The following is a 16494-nucleotide window of genomic DNA, read 5'->3' as shown; positions in this document are numbered from 1 at the left end:
ATCCATGTAAAACAAAAAACTTAAAATTTGAATATCGAGCGACAAATAGTAACTTTGCCGTCATATCAAAAATAGTATTTTTTTGTAAAAAACAATTCGATTTGAGACAAAGATTCTACTAATAAGGTCGAATTTTAACACTAAAAACTTTAATTCTTTTGATTCATCTAAATCAGCAATATAAATAAAAAGAGCAATGCAATATCAAGGTGTCCTGACAAAAATGCAAACCGAATTGGGAAGTCCAATTCAATATTATTTAGTTTTTGAAGATAGTTTTCTAAACGTGAATCAATTACTGGATAAAGAAATCGAAATCAATTTTGTTGGATTTCAATGTTTGAATTGCGGTAAAAAGAAAAAAATATATAGACAAGGTTTTTGTTACGATTGTTTTTACTCTAGTCCGGCAGTTGGGGATTGGATTATGAGACCAGAATTAAGTACAGCGCACCTGGGAATTGCAGACCGAGATTTAGATTACGAATCAAAAGTACAGCTTCAGCCACATATTGTTTATTTAGCATCAGCTTGTGAAATAAAAGTAGGTGTAACCCGTAAAACGCAGGTTCCAACGCGCTGGATAGATCAGGGCGCTTCTCAGGCAATTGCTGTTGTTGAAGTTCCTAATCGATATTTGGCAGGAATTACTGAAGTCGCTTTAAAAGACCACTATACTGATAAAACCAATTGGAGAAAAATGTTGCAGAATTCGGTTGAGGTTTTTGATCTGGTTGCAGAAAAAGTAAAAATCGAAAGTTTAATTCCGGATGAGGTTAAAGAATATTTTTACTCTCAAAAAAATGATTTGTTTGATTTGCAATATCCTGTTTTAAGTTATCCTACAAAAGTAAATAGCTTAAATCTTGATAAAACGCCTTCTTTTAGCGGTAAATTAACTGGAATTAAAGGACAATATTTGTTATTTGAAAGTGGGACAGTATTTAATGTAAGAGGCTCAGAAGGATATGTTGTTGAAATAAACGTGTAAGGTTTTATTAGCAAATTGTTATGTTTTTTTGCTATAAAGTTATTTTAATTTAAAATTTACAATTTATTTTGTGGTTTTGTGTTAATTAGTTGATGAATAATTATAGCTTTGATGTGTTGAAGCAAGTTTAATTTTCAAAAAACAAATACCTCAAACAAATACCACATGAGCAGCAAAAAAAAAGTTAATGCTTTTAGGCGTTCACTAATGCAGAAATTAACCAGGAATGTTGGCAATTCAGGCATTAATAATAGTGAGCCCATTGATAAAACCAGAATTAAAAAAGTTTTAATTTGTAGACCAAATGGTCGCTTAGGAAATATGCTTTTAATTACTCCTTTGATTGAAGAAGTGACTAAAACTTTCCCGGATTGTAAAATTGATGTGTTTGTAAAAGGGTTTGTTGCTCCAATTGTTTTTGAAAATTATGATAATATCGATAAAATTATCCCACTGCCTAAAAAACCTTTTAAAGAATTAATCAAATACTTTAAAGTCTGGACTTTAATCAAAAAACAGAACTACGACATTGCAATAAATGTTGATCAGAATTCGTCATCAGGAAGACTTGGAGTTAAGTTTTCAAGTGCTAAATATAAATTCTTTGGAGATTTGCCTGAAAATGTTATTGTCGAACATGCAGATTATGAACATATTGCAAAATACCCTGTTTATAATTTTAGGCATTATTTAAGTCAATTCGGAATAGAAGAAAAAAAAGAACCTGTAGCTTTAATAGATTTAAAATTATCAGGAAAAGAAATTGAAAATGGAAAAAACATCCTGAACAATATAATTGATTCTAATAAAAGATCAATCGCAATCTTTACCTATGCAACGGGCGAAAAATGCTATAATCCGGATTGGTGGGAACCCTTTTATGCGGAATTAAAAAAAGAATTTCCAAACGAAAATATTTTTGAAGTTTTGCCCGTAGAAAATGTTTCTCAAATCAATTTTCAGGCCCCCACTTTTTACAGTAAGGATGTTCGCGAAATTGGTTCTGTTCTGGCAAACGTAGATGTTTTTATAGGTGCAGACAGTGGAATTATGCATTTGGCAAGTGCGTCTAAAGCACCAACTTTAGGTTTGTTTTCAGGTTCAAATATTAAAAAATACGAACCTTACGGAAACGGTAGCAAGGCTTTGGATACAAATATTTTAGGTATTTCAGATTTTATTAAAGCCATAAGTAACATTCTGGATAAATAGAATTTTAAAATAAAATAAAAGAAAAATCCTGTTCAAGAGAAATCAAGAACAGGATTTTTTATTGAAGTTAGTTCTAAAAAACTTAGTGTCTCAGTATCTTAGTCCCGATAGTTATCGGGATAGCATCTTATAAATTTAAGGATTCTTTTTCTTAAAAAGACCATTCAGCAAATCACTGGCTTTCTTAGTAACTTCTTGCGTCTTTTGTTCTTTTTCTGTTTTAGCAGCCTGAGTTGTGTCTTTAGCTTTTGTATTTTTGTTGATTAAATCCGTAAGCGCTGCAGTCCCTTTTTGTGTCAGTTTTTCTTTCTGCTGATTAACCAATTGTGTTGTTAGATTGCTAACAGCAGTTTTCATATCAGTACTGATTTTTGGATTTGAAAAATTCCCTGTCAAAGAAGCATTAATCGGAATATTATCCAGTTTGGCTGCATCTGCAGGAGATAATTTAGCAATTAAATTGTTGGCTTCTGTTCCTAAATATTTAGCAGGAACATCAAATTTTAGACTGTAATTCATAGTTTGATCAAAGCCATGAGTACCGCCAACAGTTACTTTTATATCCTGATATTTGATATCAAAAGGTTTTACATTAACCTTTCCATTGTCAAAAGTTAATGCTGCTTTGATATCATTTAGATTTACTTTATTCAGATCAATAAACTTAACGTTTGAGCTTAGTGCAGTAAGTAAAGTAGAGTTGCTCGAATTTACAGTAGTTGAAAGTAATTGCCCAATCAAATCTCCGGAAATCGATTTTAAATCTGGAGTTAATTCTTTGGCATCTAAATTTCCGTTTAACTTAATAGTTGAATTTAGTTTTCCATTGATAATTCCAGCAATTGGAGCAATCTTTTTCATCATATCCAATTGCGTAAAAGTCTGTGCAATATCAACCTGATTAAATCCAAGATTCATGTCAAAAGTCGGTACTTTTTCTTTGGTAGAAACCGCTCCGTTAAGACCTATCGATCCTCCGAAAATATTGGTTTTAAAGTTTTCTAAAGTTGCTTTTTCATCTTTAATCAACAATCTTCCGGAAACATCTTTTAGTTTTAAATTGTCGTATAAAACCGTTGTTGCTTTTGCATTTAAAGTACAGTTTAAGAATGCAGGAATCTTCATTGCTTCAGCTGGTTTTGCTGCGGTTTTGGTTTCTTCTTTTGCAGGTTCTCCGGCAGTCATAAAATCATCAACAGCCAATTGATTCGAACTCATATTGAAATTCCCTCTTAATTCTTGTTTTTTAAACAAAAAACCATAGAAATTCTCCAAAACTCCATTAATGCTGATGTCGCTTTTTCCGGTTGTAGCATCAAACTGTTTTAGGTTGATTTTGCTCGGATTAAACTCCACCAATGCGGTGCTGATGTTCATAGATTTATTGTTTTCATCTGTATATTTAAATCCTGATAAACTCATTGTACCGGCATTTTTGATGTTTTGGTATTGACTTTTTTCTACAGAAGCCATATCAAAATTAGTCGTTACATCTGCTTTCAAAATACCAGCAAGCGGTTTATCCATTTTAATTGGATAGGCTTTTGAAAGATTAGCCAAATTGATTGTTCCTTTCAAAGCCGCATCTACAATAGGATTTACAGTGATGTTTTTGATATTCGCTTTAGCATTAAAAACATCTTGGTCAATTCTGAATGAAAGTTTATCTAAGTTGACGTAAGTATCATTTAGGATTCCTGTCTCGTTGATGATTTTAGTATCAATTACAATATTCTGAACCGATTTTGGTAGGTTAGGATATTGGAAAGAAGCATTGTTGGATGCAATTTCGATATTAAATTTTGGAACAGTTGTTTCCGTCAATTCTCCTTTTGCAAAACCATTTACAGTAAAGTCTCCGGTAGTTTTTACGCCATCTAGACTTGAAGCATAAGCAGATGGAATTAAGCCTAGGAAATTTGTAAACGATGAAGTAGGAGTCTTAAACTTCAAATCATAAATTTGTTTGTTTTCAGCCATTTGGATAAATCCGTCAAATTCTAAAGGAAGTTGATTGATTAAAGCTTTGTTTTCTTTAAAAGTATATTTGCTTTGGTCCAAATCAATTCCAAGAACAGCATCTAAAGTCAGTTTTACATTTTTCATGTAATTCATTTTATCCATATCCAAAGAAACTTTAGCCGTAGACTTTGTAGTCAAATCTAATTTGGAATTGGTAAAATCTCCGGTTCCTTCGTGATTTAAACTGTCAATGACCATTTTGATTTTAGAACCCTGATCGATATATCTGAAAGTAAAATTTTCGATTTTATAATTTTGAATTTTTAAAGAAAGCGGTTTACTCTCTTCGTCTTTCTTTTCTTCTTTTTTGTCTTTTAATGCAATGTCGAAGTTTCCAACACCATCTTTATTAAAAATGATATTAACTAATCCGTTTGTAGAACTAATTCCCTGAATACTTAAAGGCTCTTCTTTTCCTTTGAAAAGTTCTTTAACACTCATTTTTAAATTTAATTCTCCCAAAGAAACCAATGTATCACCTTCAAAAGGAGCCTTGTTTATAATCACAAGTTTCTCGATTCCGACAGTTGCATTTGGAAAATTCTTAAATAAACTTAAATCAGCATCTTTAAAACTTACTTTAGCATCAACACTTTCATTAATCGCTTCGGCAATTTTGGCTTTTATCTGATCTTTAAAGAAATACGGAATGGCAAATAATGCAGCAACAAATACCACAATTACAATGGCACTTATTTTTAAAACTTTCTTTAGCATATAATTAGATTTGAGGGTTTAATTTTTTAAAATCGACTCATGCAAAAATAGTTTTTTTTGGGAGAGTGCGAAGATAAAGTTTTCTTAAAATGTAAGAATAATACTTGTTTTGTTGAATAAAAAAATCCGCCTGAAATAGTTTCAAACGGATTTAAAGTCTTTTTTATTTTATTACTTGTGAATAAATGAAACGATCTTTTCAATAAGTGTTTCCGATATCGGAAGTGTATCATTGTTATAACTTGCCATATTAGCACTTTGATCACCTTCAACAATTTTCATGATGTGATTCATTTTCTCAATAATCATCTTTTCTGCATTTTTATTGGCTTCGGCTAAATTTTCAGCATCTTTAACAGAAACCTGTAAATCATTATTTCCCTGTAAAATCAAAATCGGAATAGTGAGTTTTTTTATTTCCGTTTGTGGATTGTATTTAAACCAGGAAATTAAATAAGGCTGAATGCTTGGTCTGAAAAGTGAATTCAGCATTGGGTCAACTTTTTTTACTGTAAATCCGTTTTTTAAACTGTCGATAATCGGAAATGTCATATCTTCCAGTTGTTTCATTGATCTTGCGCCAATTTGAGTTTTTATGATTTTATCGGCTGTGTCACCCACGCCGGCAATCGAAACAAATTTATCCGCTTTAGCACCGGCAATCATTCCAATTAAAGAACCTTCGCTGTGTCCAATTACAATTACTTTTGAGAAACGTTTGTCTTGTCTTAAAAAATTAATCCAGCTTTTGGCATCCTGAATATAGTTTTCAAATACCAGACTGCTTTCAGAATCTCCTCCTGCAGGTTTACTTTCTCCAATTCCTCTTTTATCGTATCGCAGTGATGCAATTCCATTTTTTGCAAGAGCTTCTGCCAGCATTTTCAGGGAATTGTTTTTCATAATGGCATTATTGCCATTTCTGTCTGTTGGTCCTGAACCCGCAATGATTAAGGCAACCGGATATTTTTTGGTCAAATCCGGAGTCGTCAGTGTACCAAATATTTGGTCATTATTTATTTTTAAAATTGCCGGAGCTTCTTTAAAAGGAAGTTCTTTTTTAGTTTGAGCATTTAAAACACTCAAAAACAAAACCGTTAAAAAAAGGATTATTTTGTTCATCTTTCAATTAATAAATATTGATTCCGTAAGGAATTATTGCCTGAACTCCTTTTTGTTTTTGAAATTTCTTAACCTGCTCGATAAGCATGTAGTTTTCTTCTCCAATTTCTTCTTTTATAAAAGTTTCTTTAGATTTTGCAAAAGGAAGACCAGAAATTAAATCGTTAAAAGTTTTTTCGTATTCCGGATAATTCTGAGTACTGTATTTTTTGATTTTAGCAATCTTAGCAGCTTCTGCAATAGCATCGTTTAAACCGCCAATTTTATCCACTAACCCTAATTTTAAAGCTTCAGTTCCAGACCAAACCCTACCTTGTGCAATAGCGTCAACTTGTTCGAAAGTCATTTTACGTCCTTCTGCAACATGGCTTACAAAAGTGTTGTAAATTTTCTCAACTCCCTCTAAAGTAAAGGCTTTAAACTTTTCGTCAATTGGTACAAACGGACTATAATTTGCGGAATTCTCATGGGTTTTAACCTGCTCAGAATTGATTCCTAATTTATTAGCTAAAGGGCTGAAATTTGGAAGAATTCCAAAAACTCCAATAGATCCTGTGATAGTATTGTTTTCAGCGAATATTTTGTTTGCATTGCAGGCAATATAATAACCTCCCGATGCAGCGTAATTTCCCATAGAAACTACGATTGGTTTTACTTTTTTAGTGATTTCAATTTCTCTCCATATTAAATCAGAAGTTAGGGCACTTCCTCCAGGACTATCAATTCTCAGAACAATAGCTTTTACATCATCATTTTTTCTCGCTTCCTGCAAAGAACGACGCATAGAGCCTTCTCCAATCGTATTCACATCACCTTCGCCACCTGTAATTTGACCCTGAGCATAAATAATTGCTATTTGGTCACTTGCTGTATTTGTTAAAGCTGTTGTAACGTTATTTTGTGTATAATCTAAAATTGAAATTTTGTTATAGTCTTCGTCTTTTTCTACTTTTAAAGCTTTCCTGATGGCATCGTGATAAACATCTTCATAAGCAATAATATCAACTAAGTGTTGTTGTTTTGCCATTTCAGGAGTTCGGGCTAAAAGACCATTTGCAATTTCGTTTAGTTTTGGAAGCGGAATATTTCTGCTTTTTGAAATGTCTGTAGAAACCGTAGTCCAAATGGAGTTTAAAAGTGCGGTAACTTGCTCTCTGTTGGCATCACTCATTTTGTTTTCCAAGAAAGGCTCAACAGCACTTTTATATTTTCCGTGGCGGATTACTTCCATTCGAATTCCCGATTTATCCTGAAAATCTTTAAAGAACATCACTTCAGAAGAAAGACCTTTAAAATCCAGATCTCCTGCTGGATTGATATAAATTGTGTTGGCAACAGAAGTTAAATAATATTCTTTTTGCGAATAAGTATTGGCATAAGCCCAGACAAATTTTCCTGATTTTTTAAAGTTTTCAAGTGCGTTTCTTAAATCTTTGTATTGAGCAAGACCAAGAGAAGATTCATCGTTTAAGATCGAAATTCCTTTGATGTTGTCGTCTTTTTTTGCTGCTTCAATAGCATTGATAACATCTGTTAAACCAATTCCTTTTTTATCAGAGAAAGCAGTAACCCAGGGATCTTTATATTTTCCGGCATAATCGTTTTTGATTTCTTTTAAATTCAATTCAATCACTGAATCTGATTTGACAGAAACCTTGTCGTCTCCACCAAAAAGTGCTGCAATAAAGACGACTCCAAAAAAGAAAAGCATCATAAATACAAAAATTCCAATTACTGTGGCAAGTACATTTCCTAAAAATTTCATTTGTATATTTTTTTTATAAGTATCAAAAAAGGACAAAATGTTACAAAATAGACTTCTGGAGTTGTAATTCAATCCGAGACGTCGTTTCACAAATATATTGGTTAATTCTAAAATAGTTTTAGTTAATTTGCATTAATTATGAAATTACAGCATCAAGTCGTTTTATCGATAGGCAGCAACCAGGGCAGCAGACTAGAAAATATCCAAAATTGTATTGATTTAATTCATCAAAATGTAGGTACTGTCATTCAGGTTTCCAAACTTTACGAAACTCCTGCCTGGGGTTTTGAGAGTGATGCTTTTTATAATTGTGCATTATTGTTGCATACCAATTCTTCAGCGCAAAAAATACTCAATCAGGTTTTAAAGGTTGAAAAAGAATTAGGACGAATCCGCTCTAATCAAACAGGGTATCAATCCAGAATTATAGACGTTGATTTAATTGCCTTTGATGATGAAATTATCAATTCGGAGAAACTTCAGGTACCACATCCCTTAATGCAGAACAGAAATTTCGTTTTGCTTCCAATGCAGGATTTAAAATTAAATTGGAAACATCCTGTTTTGCATAAAACAATACCAGAATTAATTGCGGTTACTCCAGACGAAAGTGTTTGTAGTATAATTCAGGATTTAGAAAATCCGCTTGACGAAATTCCTTTAAACCAATTTAATTATATTTCTTTTGAAGGGAATATTGGCGCAGGAAAAACGACTTTAGTACATAAAATTGCAGAAGATTTTAATGCTAAAACAGTACTGGAACGATTTGCAGATAATCCGTTTCTGCCTAAGTTTTATAAAGATCAGAACAGGTATGCTTTTCCGTTGGAAATGTCTTTTCTGGCCGATCGTTATCAACAATTATCTGATGATTTGGCTCAGTTTGATTTATTTAAAGATTTTATTGTAGCCGATTATCATATTTTTAAATCGCTGATTTTTGCTAAGATAACTTTGCAGGAAGATGAATATCGTTTGTACAGAAATCTGTTTGATATTATCTACAAAGAAATGCCAAAGCCTGATTTGTATGTGTATTTATATCAAAACACAGAACGGCTTTTACAAAACATTAAAAAACGCGGTCGTAATTACGAGCAAAACATTGAAGCCTCATATTTAGAAAAAATCAATAATGGTTATTTGGAATACATCAAATCGCAGGCAGATTTAAATGTTTTGATCATTGATGTCTCTGATCGTGATTTTGTGAAAAGACACGAAGATTATATTTTTATCTTAAATGAAATTAAAAGCAAAATGAGATAATATGTTAATTAGAATTTTTCCATTTTAAGGAATTATCTAATTTCCATATTATCACATTCTCAAATTAAAATTATCGTTTTAAAGTAAAATGTCCTCTTAAAACAGGCATTGTATCATCAACTTTTAATGCATACCAATAATCCGAAGCAGGAAGTGGAACTTGATTTAAAGTTCCGTCCCAGCTCATTTTTGATCTGCTTAATTGCGCAATTAATTTTCCGTAACGGTCAAAAATAGTGACTTCTGCCTGAGGGTAATTCTCCATGCCGCTTACTTCCCAGACATCATTAAATGTATCGTTGTTCGGAGTAAAAAATGGAGGAAAAACAAGTACTACAAACGGTTTGCTAACTTGTCCGCATCCACTTTTTTCGCGTGCATATGCAGTTTGAAGTCCAGCCGGTAAGTCATGAAAAACAAAAGAATCCTGGTAGTTTATGCCATCTACAGAATATTCATAATAGTCTTCTTCTTTTACAGGATAAACAATAGCTCTTGTTCCTTCCACAACGATACGGTCGATTTGAGGGATTTTATGTTCTTCAACGACAATTGTCTTTGTACTTGAGCAGTTTTGAGGATCCGGGCTTGTTACTTTTACAGTATAAGTTCCTGCAGAATTGACTGTGGTAGTTTGAGTTGTGGCTCCATTTGACCAAACATAATTCATTCCTGAAATTCCGGCATCTAAGATTAGGTCCTGAGATTGACATAGCGTTAAATTCTCATCAGTAACAACAGGAGGGGTATAGATAATAATGTTTATCGGAGTTCTGTTTGGGGCAATACAGCCATTGTTTGAAGCTTCAGCATAATAAATTGTATTGGATGAAATTGTGGGAGTTGTAAAAGTATTTCCTGCAAATATACTGTTTCCACCAGTTTCAGTTAAAAACCAGTTAATGTTTCCAATATTTGAGGTTGCTCTAATGGTTACGGTTCCGGGGCCACAGTTAGAATAAGTGTTTTTTTCAGCAACTGGTGTATTTGGAGTAATATTAATAATGGCAGTTAGAGATTTTCTATTTGCTTCACAACCGGCATCAACATAATATATAGTGGTTGTATTGATGATTGGTGTAGTGTAAGTAGTTCCTGTTCCAAGTAAATTTCCTCCTGTTGGAGCATCAAACCACCTAATTGTGGCGCCGGCTGTTGCTGTTGCACTAAGAGTAAAACTTCCGGAATCACAAAGCGGACTTGGGTCTGCGGCAGGTGTTGCAACCGGAATTGTGATTTGAGTACTGGCCGCAATTTTAATCGGAGCTTCTCCAGGCATTCCTCCGAACTCCACAACATATCCTTTTGGTTGATAGTTATCTCCGGAAACTGTTGATCCTGTATTTGATAAATCATTCCAGGAACCTCTAATTCCTACGCCGGGCTGTGTGATATGAGCATAATCTTCATCGCCTTGGTTGTTGGGTTCTCCGGTATTCCAAAAAGCAAAATTTGGAGTTGAACCATTTGGTCCTCCATTCCAGAAAATTGTTCCTGCTTCGGGACCAGTTACCCACTTCCAAACACCTTCAGTTTCGGCATCACTTCCGCCAATCCATCCTGTTCCCGAGGCTTGTTCTCCAATTAATTTCGCTTCGTCTGCAGATAAGATGGTAGCTAAATACCCTTTAAGCCCATAATATGTAAGGGTCTCTGCTTCCGCTTTTGCAGTTGTCCATCTAATACCAACCGTGGGAATGTATACATAAAAGTGTCCTGTAGAAGCTAAATAATTAGCTTTTCCAATTGTTATTGAAAAAGTTTTTACACCAGATATTGTTGGAGAAGAATTTGAAAACACAATGTCTTTTATAATTAATTCTAAGTCTGAGTATAAAATCTCGCTTCCGTCTGATTTTGTAATTGTTAGTTTTCCAGCAATAGCATCCCATTGTGTAGTAATTGTTGGATACAAGGTTGGATTTGAAAGCATAAGCTGATCTCCGCTAGAGTAGCCAGAAGAAATTTGAATATAACCAGCTGATGTTCCTGTTTCATTTAGGTCGTGGGTAATTGAAAATGTTTCCACTATCTTGATTTCAGAGCCAGGACAATAGGTTTGATCTCCTGTTGCGTTTAATTCTGGTATGCTGTAAATGACTTTATTGCAATCATTTGAGTAGGAACTAGTGGCGTCTTTGTAGGTAGACCAATTCGTCATAGAATAAATCTCGTTATCAACGTCAATACATTTAAGGGAAGAATTTCTTTGAAAAGCACCAATAGAAAGAGAAGTGTTTTTTCCGTTTCTTAAATCTAATTTAGTAAGCTGATTATTATCGCAGTATAAACGTTGAATTGCTGGATTTTTGGTAAAATCTAGTTCGGTTATTTGATTGTTGTTACAATAAATATTGATTAAAGCAGGGTTGTTAGAAACATCTAAACTCGATAAATTATTGTGGTTAGCTTCTAAATTAGTTAGAAGTGTACTCGAACGAATATTGAGACTTGTAATTTGATTATTGTTGCAGCTTAAATGAATTAAAGCGGGATTCACAGAAACATTCAGGTTTACAATTTGATTTTGTTCACACTCTAAAAAATTAAGTTGTGGACTTTTAGAAACATCTAAATTGGTTAATTGGTTTTCATTGCAATACAGTATTGTTAAAGCAGTATTGTTAGAAAGATCCAAACTGGTTATTCTATTCTTTTGGCAATCCAGTTCTTTTAAGGCGGTGTTGCTGGAAGTATTTAAACCGGTAAGCATATTAAGGCCACAGCTTAATTTAACAAGAGCTGTATTTTGTGAGATATCTAAAGTAGTTAAAGCATTCTGAAGACAGTATAATTCTTGTAAGGAAGTAAAATCTTGTAAGCCGGTTAAATTTGTACATCCTTTGCTGGAAACATTTAAAGAAATTACTCCAGTAACATTTGACGTTAAGACCCTGCCATCAATAACAGGGTTTGTGTCAATTCCAAAATCAATTAAAGCCTGTTCAAATTTCGGATCCGGAATTGTAGTATATTGTTGGGCGACTCCCAAAAAACTCGAAAGCAGGAAAAAAGATAAAATTGATATTTTTAAGAAATTAATACTTTTCATTTTATAAAAGTATCAATTTTATAATAATAAAAAAATATATTTACACTTATAACATTTTAAGCGCAAAAATAATCTTAAAATCACAATTTTTTAAGGAAAATGCCTTTTAGTTATTATTTGGCCAATTTATTTTTTGAAATAAATCCCAAACTACAATTCCGGCGCTAACTGCAATGTTGAGGGAGTGTTTGGTTCCAAGCTGTGGAATCTCAATACAGCCATCACATATTGCTACGGCTTCTTGTGCTACTCCATATACTTCATTTCCGAAAACCAAAGCATATTTTTGGTCTTTTTTAATTTTAAAATCCTGAAGAAATACAGAACTTTCAACCTGCTCAATTGCCATGGTAAGTACATTTTCCTTCTTTAAGTTTTCAATAACTTCAAGTACATTTTCGTGATGCTCCCAGGCTACAGTTTCAGTTGCTCCTAAGGCAGTTTTATGAATTTCTTTGTTTGGAGGAGTTGCAGTAATACCGCATAAAATTATCTTTTCAATCAAAAACGCGTCTGCGGTTCTAAAAACAGAACCAATATTGTGAAGACTTCGAATATCGTCTAAAACTAATATTAAAGGTGTTTTTTCAGATTTCTTAAAATCTTCAATAGATTTACGGTCCAGTTCGCTGTTTTCGAGTTTTCTCATTGTTGTTAAATTGTAGTCATAAAAAAAGCTTCCAAAGATAAGGAAGCTTTTTCGATTTATTTTAAATGTTTTTTCAGATTAGCTTTTTACTGGATCTGGTAAAACAGTACCTTTAATTGTAAGGATTTTTGTAGGCTGTCCTTCAGCATTAGAAGTAACAGTTACCGTTTTTGTAAAAGCACCAACTCTGTCAGTAGCATATTTTACGCCGATAACACCTTTAGCACCTGGTGCAATTGGCTCTTTTGGAGTAGTTGGAACAGTACATCCGCAAGATCCTTGAGTGTTAGTAATGATTAATGGTTTAGTTCCGTTGTTTACAAAAACAAATTCACGTTTTCCATCAGCGTTGTGAGCGATAGTTCCGTAATCAATAGTTTCAGTTTCAAAAGCCATTCCTGCTCCTTCAACTTTAGCAACTTTAGCAGCCTTAGCTTTTTTAGTTGTTTGTGCATTAGTAGCTGTAATACCAGCTACAGCTAACATAGCGAATAAAATTATTTTTTTCATCTTAAGGGTCTTTTTTTAAATGATAAACAAAGCTATATAAAAAACTTCAACTGCAAACTAAAAAAATCTTAAAATATTTTAATTTTTGAAGTTTTCAATATGCCGCCAAAAAATCCTAAATTCGCTGTCTTAATTTTTCATTTAAAATATAATAATTTGGCAGCTAAAGAGAAAGTGGTGAAAGAAACACCTTTAATGAAACAGTACAACGAAATCAAGGCTAAATATCCTGATGCATGTCTGCTTTTCAGAGTAGGAGATTTTTATGAAACCTTTGGAGAAGACGCCATTAGAGCTTCTAAAATTTTAGGGATAACATTGACTAAAAGAGGTGCGGGATCTGATACAGAAACTGCACTTGCAGGTTTTCCACATCATTCTGTTAACACTTATCTGCCAAAATTAGTCAAAGCCGGACTTCGAGTGGCGATTTGTGATCAGCTTGAAGATCCAAAAATGACTAAAACAATTGTAAAAAGAGGGGTTACGGAACTTGTGACTCCGGGAGTTTCTTTGAATGACGAGGTGTTGCATTCGAAGTCAAACAACTTTTTGGCTTCTGTTTATTTTTCCAATAAAAATATAGGGATTTCTTTTTTAGATGTTTCAACAGGAGAGTTTTTGACTGCACAAGGAAACGCTGAATATATTGATAAATTATTGCAGAATTTTAATCCGAGTGAGGTTTTGGTACCAAAGCATAATAAAAGTGATTTTAAAAATGCTTTTGGGGAAGATTTTCATAGTTTTTATTTAGAAGACTGGATTTATAAAGAAGATTATGCATTAGAAACGCTGACGAAGCATTTTCAGACGAATTCATTAAAAGGATTTGGAGTTGAGGAATTGAAAGAAGGAATTGTTGCTTCCGGAGCTATTTTGTATTACTTGTCGGAAACTCAGCATAATCGTGTACAGCATATTACAGCAATTCAACGTATCGCAGAAGATGCGTATGTGTGGATGGATCGTTTTACGATTCGAAATCTGGAATTGTATCACAGCTATAATCCAAATGCAGTTACGCTTTTAGATGTTATAGATAAAACACTTTCTCCAATGGGAGGACGTTTGCTAAAACGCTGGCTGGCTTTGCCTTTAAAAGATGCTAACAAAGTAAAAAGCCGACATGAAGTAGTTTCGTATCTAAAATCAAATCCTGAAATTCTGCATAATATTCAATATCAGATTAAGCAGATTTCAGACTTGGAGCGTTTGATTTCTAAAATTGCAGCAGGAAAAGTATCGCCACGTGAAGTGGTTTATTTAAAAGAATCTCTGGATGCAATTATTCCAATTAAAACAATTGCACTCGAAAGTCCGCAGGAAGCAGTGAAGGTGATTGGGGATAGTTTACATGCATGTGAGTTACTTCGTGAAAAAATAAAAAACACTTTAAATCAGGATGCGCCTGTTGCGATCTCTAAAGGAAATGCAATAGCAGCAGGAGTAAATGAAGAATTGGACGAACTGCGTGCGATTTCAACTTCAGGAAAAGAATTTTTAGAAGGAATTGAAAAAAGAGAGTCGGAAAGAACGGGAATTTCTTCTTTGAAAATTTCATTTAATAATGTTTTTGGGTATTATATTGAAGTTCGAAATACGCATAAAGATAAAGTTCCGGAAGAATGGATTCGTAAGCAGACTTTGGTAAATGCTGAGCGATACATTACGGAAGAATTGAAAGAATATGAAACCAAAATTCTGGGTGCTGAAGAAAAGATTTATAAAATAGAAAGCGAACTTTTTGAACAATTAGTAGCCTGGATTTCTACCTATATCAAGCCTGTTCAAATGAATGCATATTTGGTTGCGCAATTGGATTGTTTGTGTTCGTTTACACAAATGGCAGTAGAAAATCAATATGTATGCCCTGAAATTGATGATACTTTTGAATTAGATATTAAAAATGGAAGACATCCTGTAATCGAAAAACAATTACCGGTTGGAACTCCTTATATTGCCAATGATGTTTTTCTGGATAGAGAAGCGCAGCAGATTATTATGATTACCGGGCCAAACATGTCGGGTAAGTCGGCTATTTTAAGACAAACGGCTTTGATTGTACTTTTGGCTCAAATGGGAAGTTTTGTTCCTGCTGATAGTGTTAGGATGGGAATTGTAGATAAAATTTTTACCAGAGTAGGAGCTTCAGATAATATTTCGATGGGCGAATCTACTTTTATGGTAGAAATGAATGAAACAGCTTCAATTTTGAATAACATTTCAGACAGAAGTTTGGTGTTGTTAGACGAGATTGGAAGAGGAACCAGTACGTATGATGGAATCTCGATTGCCTGGGCAATTGCTGAATTTATTCATGAGCATCCGGGAAGAGCGAAAACACTTTTTGCAACGCATTATCATGAGCTGAATGAAATGACAGAATCGATGCCGAGAATTCAGAATTTCAATGTGGCGGTAAAAGAGTTAAAAGATACGGTTCTTTTTGTTAGAAAGCTGGTAAAAGGCGGAAGTGCACACAGTTTTGGAATTCACGTAGCAAAAATGGCGGGAATGCCTCAATTGGTAATTTCTAAAGCGCAGAAACTTTTAAAGAAGCTGGAGAAGAATCATTCCAGTGATGCTCTAAATGGAATTAAATCGGCAAATGATGAAATGCAGATGAGTTTCTTTAATTTGGATGATCCTTTGTTGGAAGAGATAAAAGAAGAGATTTTAAATCTGGATATTAATGCTATTACACCAGTTGAAGCATTGATGAAACTCAATGAAATCAAAAGAATGCTGGTCAAAAAATAAATTTCAAAATTTTTTCAAGTTTAAAGTTTAGGTTATCAGAATGTTATAAAAATAAGTGGATTTTTTTTAGAAAAACACTTGTTTAATTGAATAAATGTCCTAAATTTGCACTCGCAATACAAAACAAATCAAGTGTTGTAGAGTTCTTAATAAAACTTGAAATGCGAAAATAGCTCAGTTGGTAGAGCGCGACCTTGCCAAGGTCGAGGTCGCGGGTTCGAGCCCCGTTTTTCGCTCAAAACCATATAATGCTCGGATGGTGAAATTGGTAGACACGCTGGACTTAAAATCCAGTGAACAGCAATGTTCGTGCGGGTTCAAGTCCCGCTCTGAGTACTAAAGCCTCTTCTTTTGAAGAGGCTTTTTTTATTTGCAGACTTGCAGGTAATAAATTTACGTAGTAAATTTATTAGAATCTC

At 33.6% G+C, this 16494-nt stretch carries 10 protein-coding genes and 2 tRNA genes; 6 read left to right on the top strand and 6 right to left on the bottom strand.

Annotated features, from left to right (window positions below):
• Positions 1-196: 196 nt before the first annotated feature.
• Together ACFS3A_RS15760 and ACFS3A_RS15755 are read left to right on the top strand one after the other, a co-directional pair.
• A complete protein-coding gene (locus ACFS3A_RS15760; RefSeq protein WP_379826518.1) occupies positions 197-991 on the top strand; it encodes a DUF2797 domain-containing protein in 795 nt (264 codons plus the stop codon).
• Between the two features lie 165 nt (positions 992-1156).
• Positions 1157-2203 carry a glycosyltransferase family 9 protein gene (locus tag ACFS3A_RS15755; RefSeq protein ID WP_379826517.1) on the top strand — a complete coding sequence of 349 codons (1047 nt, stop codon included), beginning with the start codon at positions 1157-1159 and terminating at the stop codon, positions 2201-2203.
• A 135-nt stretch (positions 2204-2338) separates the two neighbouring features.
• Here ACFS3A_RS15755 and ACFS3A_RS15750 read toward each other — a convergent pair whose 3' ends face one another.
• From ACFS3A_RS15750 to sppA, 3 genes are all read right to left on the bottom strand, one after another.
• Positions 2339-4942 carry an AsmA-like C-terminal region-containing protein gene (locus ACFS3A_RS15750; protein WP_379826516.1) on the bottom strand — a complete coding sequence of 868 codons (2604 nt, stop codon included), beginning with the start codon at positions 4940-4942 and terminating at the stop codon, positions 2339-2341.
• Between the two features lie 171 nt (positions 4943-5113).
• A complete protein-coding gene (locus ACFS3A_RS15745) occupies positions 5114-6064 on the bottom strand; it encodes an alpha/beta hydrolase family protein (RefSeq protein WP_379826515.1) in 951 nt (316 codons plus the stop codon).
• Between the two features lie 7 nt (positions 6065-6071).
• Entirely contained in the window at positions 6072-7829 is a 1758-nt protein-coding gene (sppA, locus tag ACFS3A_RS15740) for a signal peptide peptidase SppA (RefSeq protein ID WP_379826514.1), read from the bottom strand.
• Between the two features lie 138 nt (positions 7830-7967).
• Between sppA and folK the strand changes: the two genes are divergently transcribed.
• Positions 7968-9101, top strand: coding sequence for a 2-amino-4-hydroxy-6-hydroxymethyldihydropteridine diphosphokinase (gene folK / locus ACFS3A_RS15735; protein ID WP_379826513.1), 1134 nt, complete (start codon positions 7968-7970; stop codon positions 9099-9101).
• A 70-nt stretch (positions 9102-9171) separates the two neighbouring features.
• Here folK and ACFS3A_RS15730 read toward each other — a convergent pair whose 3' ends face one another.
• From ACFS3A_RS15730 to ACFS3A_RS15720, 3 genes are all read right to left on the bottom strand, one after another.
• Positions 9172-12153 carry an Ig-like domain-containing protein gene (locus ACFS3A_RS15730; RefSeq protein ID WP_379826512.1) on the bottom strand — a complete coding sequence of 994 codons (2982 nt, stop codon included), beginning with the start codon at positions 12151-12153 and terminating at the stop codon, positions 9172-9174.
• A gap of 106 nt (positions 12154-12259) precedes the next feature.
• The gene (locus ACFS3A_RS15725) at positions 12260-12802 is read right to left on the bottom strand and encodes an RNA methyltransferase (protein WP_379826511.1); all 543 of its coding nucleotides are present in this window, start codon (positions 12800-12802) and stop codon (positions 12260-12262) included.
• Positions 12803-12880: 78 nt separating this feature from the next.
• Positions 12881-13312, bottom strand: a complete 432-nt coding sequence (locus ACFS3A_RS15720; RefSeq protein ID WP_294780077.1) for a DUF1573 domain-containing protein — start codon at positions 13310-13312, stop codon at positions 12881-12883.
• Positions 13313-13468: 156 nt separating this feature from the next.
• Between ACFS3A_RS15720 and mutS the strand changes: the two genes are divergently transcribed.
• The 3 genes from mutS (at position 13469) to ACFS3A_RS15705 (ending at position 16411) form a co-directional block, all read left to right on the top strand.
• Positions 13469-16075 (top strand): DNA mismatch repair protein MutS, encoded by a 2607-nt coding sequence (mutS, locus tag ACFS3A_RS15715; protein WP_379826510.1) that lies wholly within the window; start codon positions 13469-13471, stop codon positions 16073-16075.
• 163 nt (positions 16076-16238) lie between these two features.
• Positions 16239-16311: transfer RNA gene (locus ACFS3A_RS15710), tRNA-Gly, on the top strand.
• A 14-nt stretch (positions 16312-16325) separates the two neighbouring features.
• Positions 16326-16411, top strand: a tRNA-Leu gene (locus ACFS3A_RS15705).
• Positions 16412-16494 lie beyond the last annotated feature (83 nt).

This window comes from Flavobacterium notoginsengisoli (assembly GCF_042686225.1).
Taxonomy (GTDB): Bacteria; Bacteroidota; Bacteroidia; order Flavobacteriales; family Flavobacteriaceae; genus Flavobacterium; species Flavobacterium notoginsengisoli.
The sequence above is the reverse complement of the archived record's forward strand: the minus strand, read 5'-3'. Positions and strand labels throughout refer to the sequence as shown.

Excerpts from the sequence above, each read along its gene's own strand:
- ACFS3A_RS15760 (WP_379826518.1), top strand. The coding sequence starts at position 197 with ATGCAATATCAAGGTGTCCTGACAAAAATGCAAACCGAATTGGGAAGT.
- ACFS3A_RS15755 (WP_379826517.1), top strand. The coding sequence starts at position 1,157 with ATGAGCAGCAAAAAAAAAGTTAATGCTTTTAGGCGTTCACTAATGCAG.
- ACFS3A_RS15750 (WP_379826516.1), bottom strand. The coding sequence starts at position 4,942 with ATGCTAAAGAAAGTTTTAAAAATAAGTGCCATTGTAATTGTGGTATTT.
- ACFS3A_RS15745 (WP_379826515.1), bottom strand. The coding sequence starts at position 6,064 with ATGAACAAAATAATCCTTTTTTTAACGGTTTTGTTTTTGAGTGTTTTA.
- sppA (WP_379826514.1), bottom strand. The coding sequence starts at position 7,829 with ATGAAATTTTTAGGAAATGTACTTGCCACAGTAATTGGAATTTTTGTA.
- folK (WP_379826513.1), top strand. The coding sequence starts at position 7,968 with ATGAAATTACAGCATCAAGTCGTTTTATCGATAGGCAGCAACCAGGGC.
- ACFS3A_RS15730 (WP_379826512.1), bottom strand. The coding sequence starts at position 12,153 with ATGAAAAGTATTAATTTCTTAAAAATATCAATTTTATCTTTTTTCCTG.
- ACFS3A_RS15725 (WP_379826511.1), bottom strand. The coding sequence starts at position 12,802 with ATGAGAAAACTCGAAAACAGCGAACTGGACCGTAAATCTATTGAAGAT.
- ACFS3A_RS15720 (WP_294780077.1), bottom strand. The coding sequence starts at position 13,312 with ATGAAAAAAATAATTTTATTCGCTATGTTAGCTGTAGCTGGTATTACA.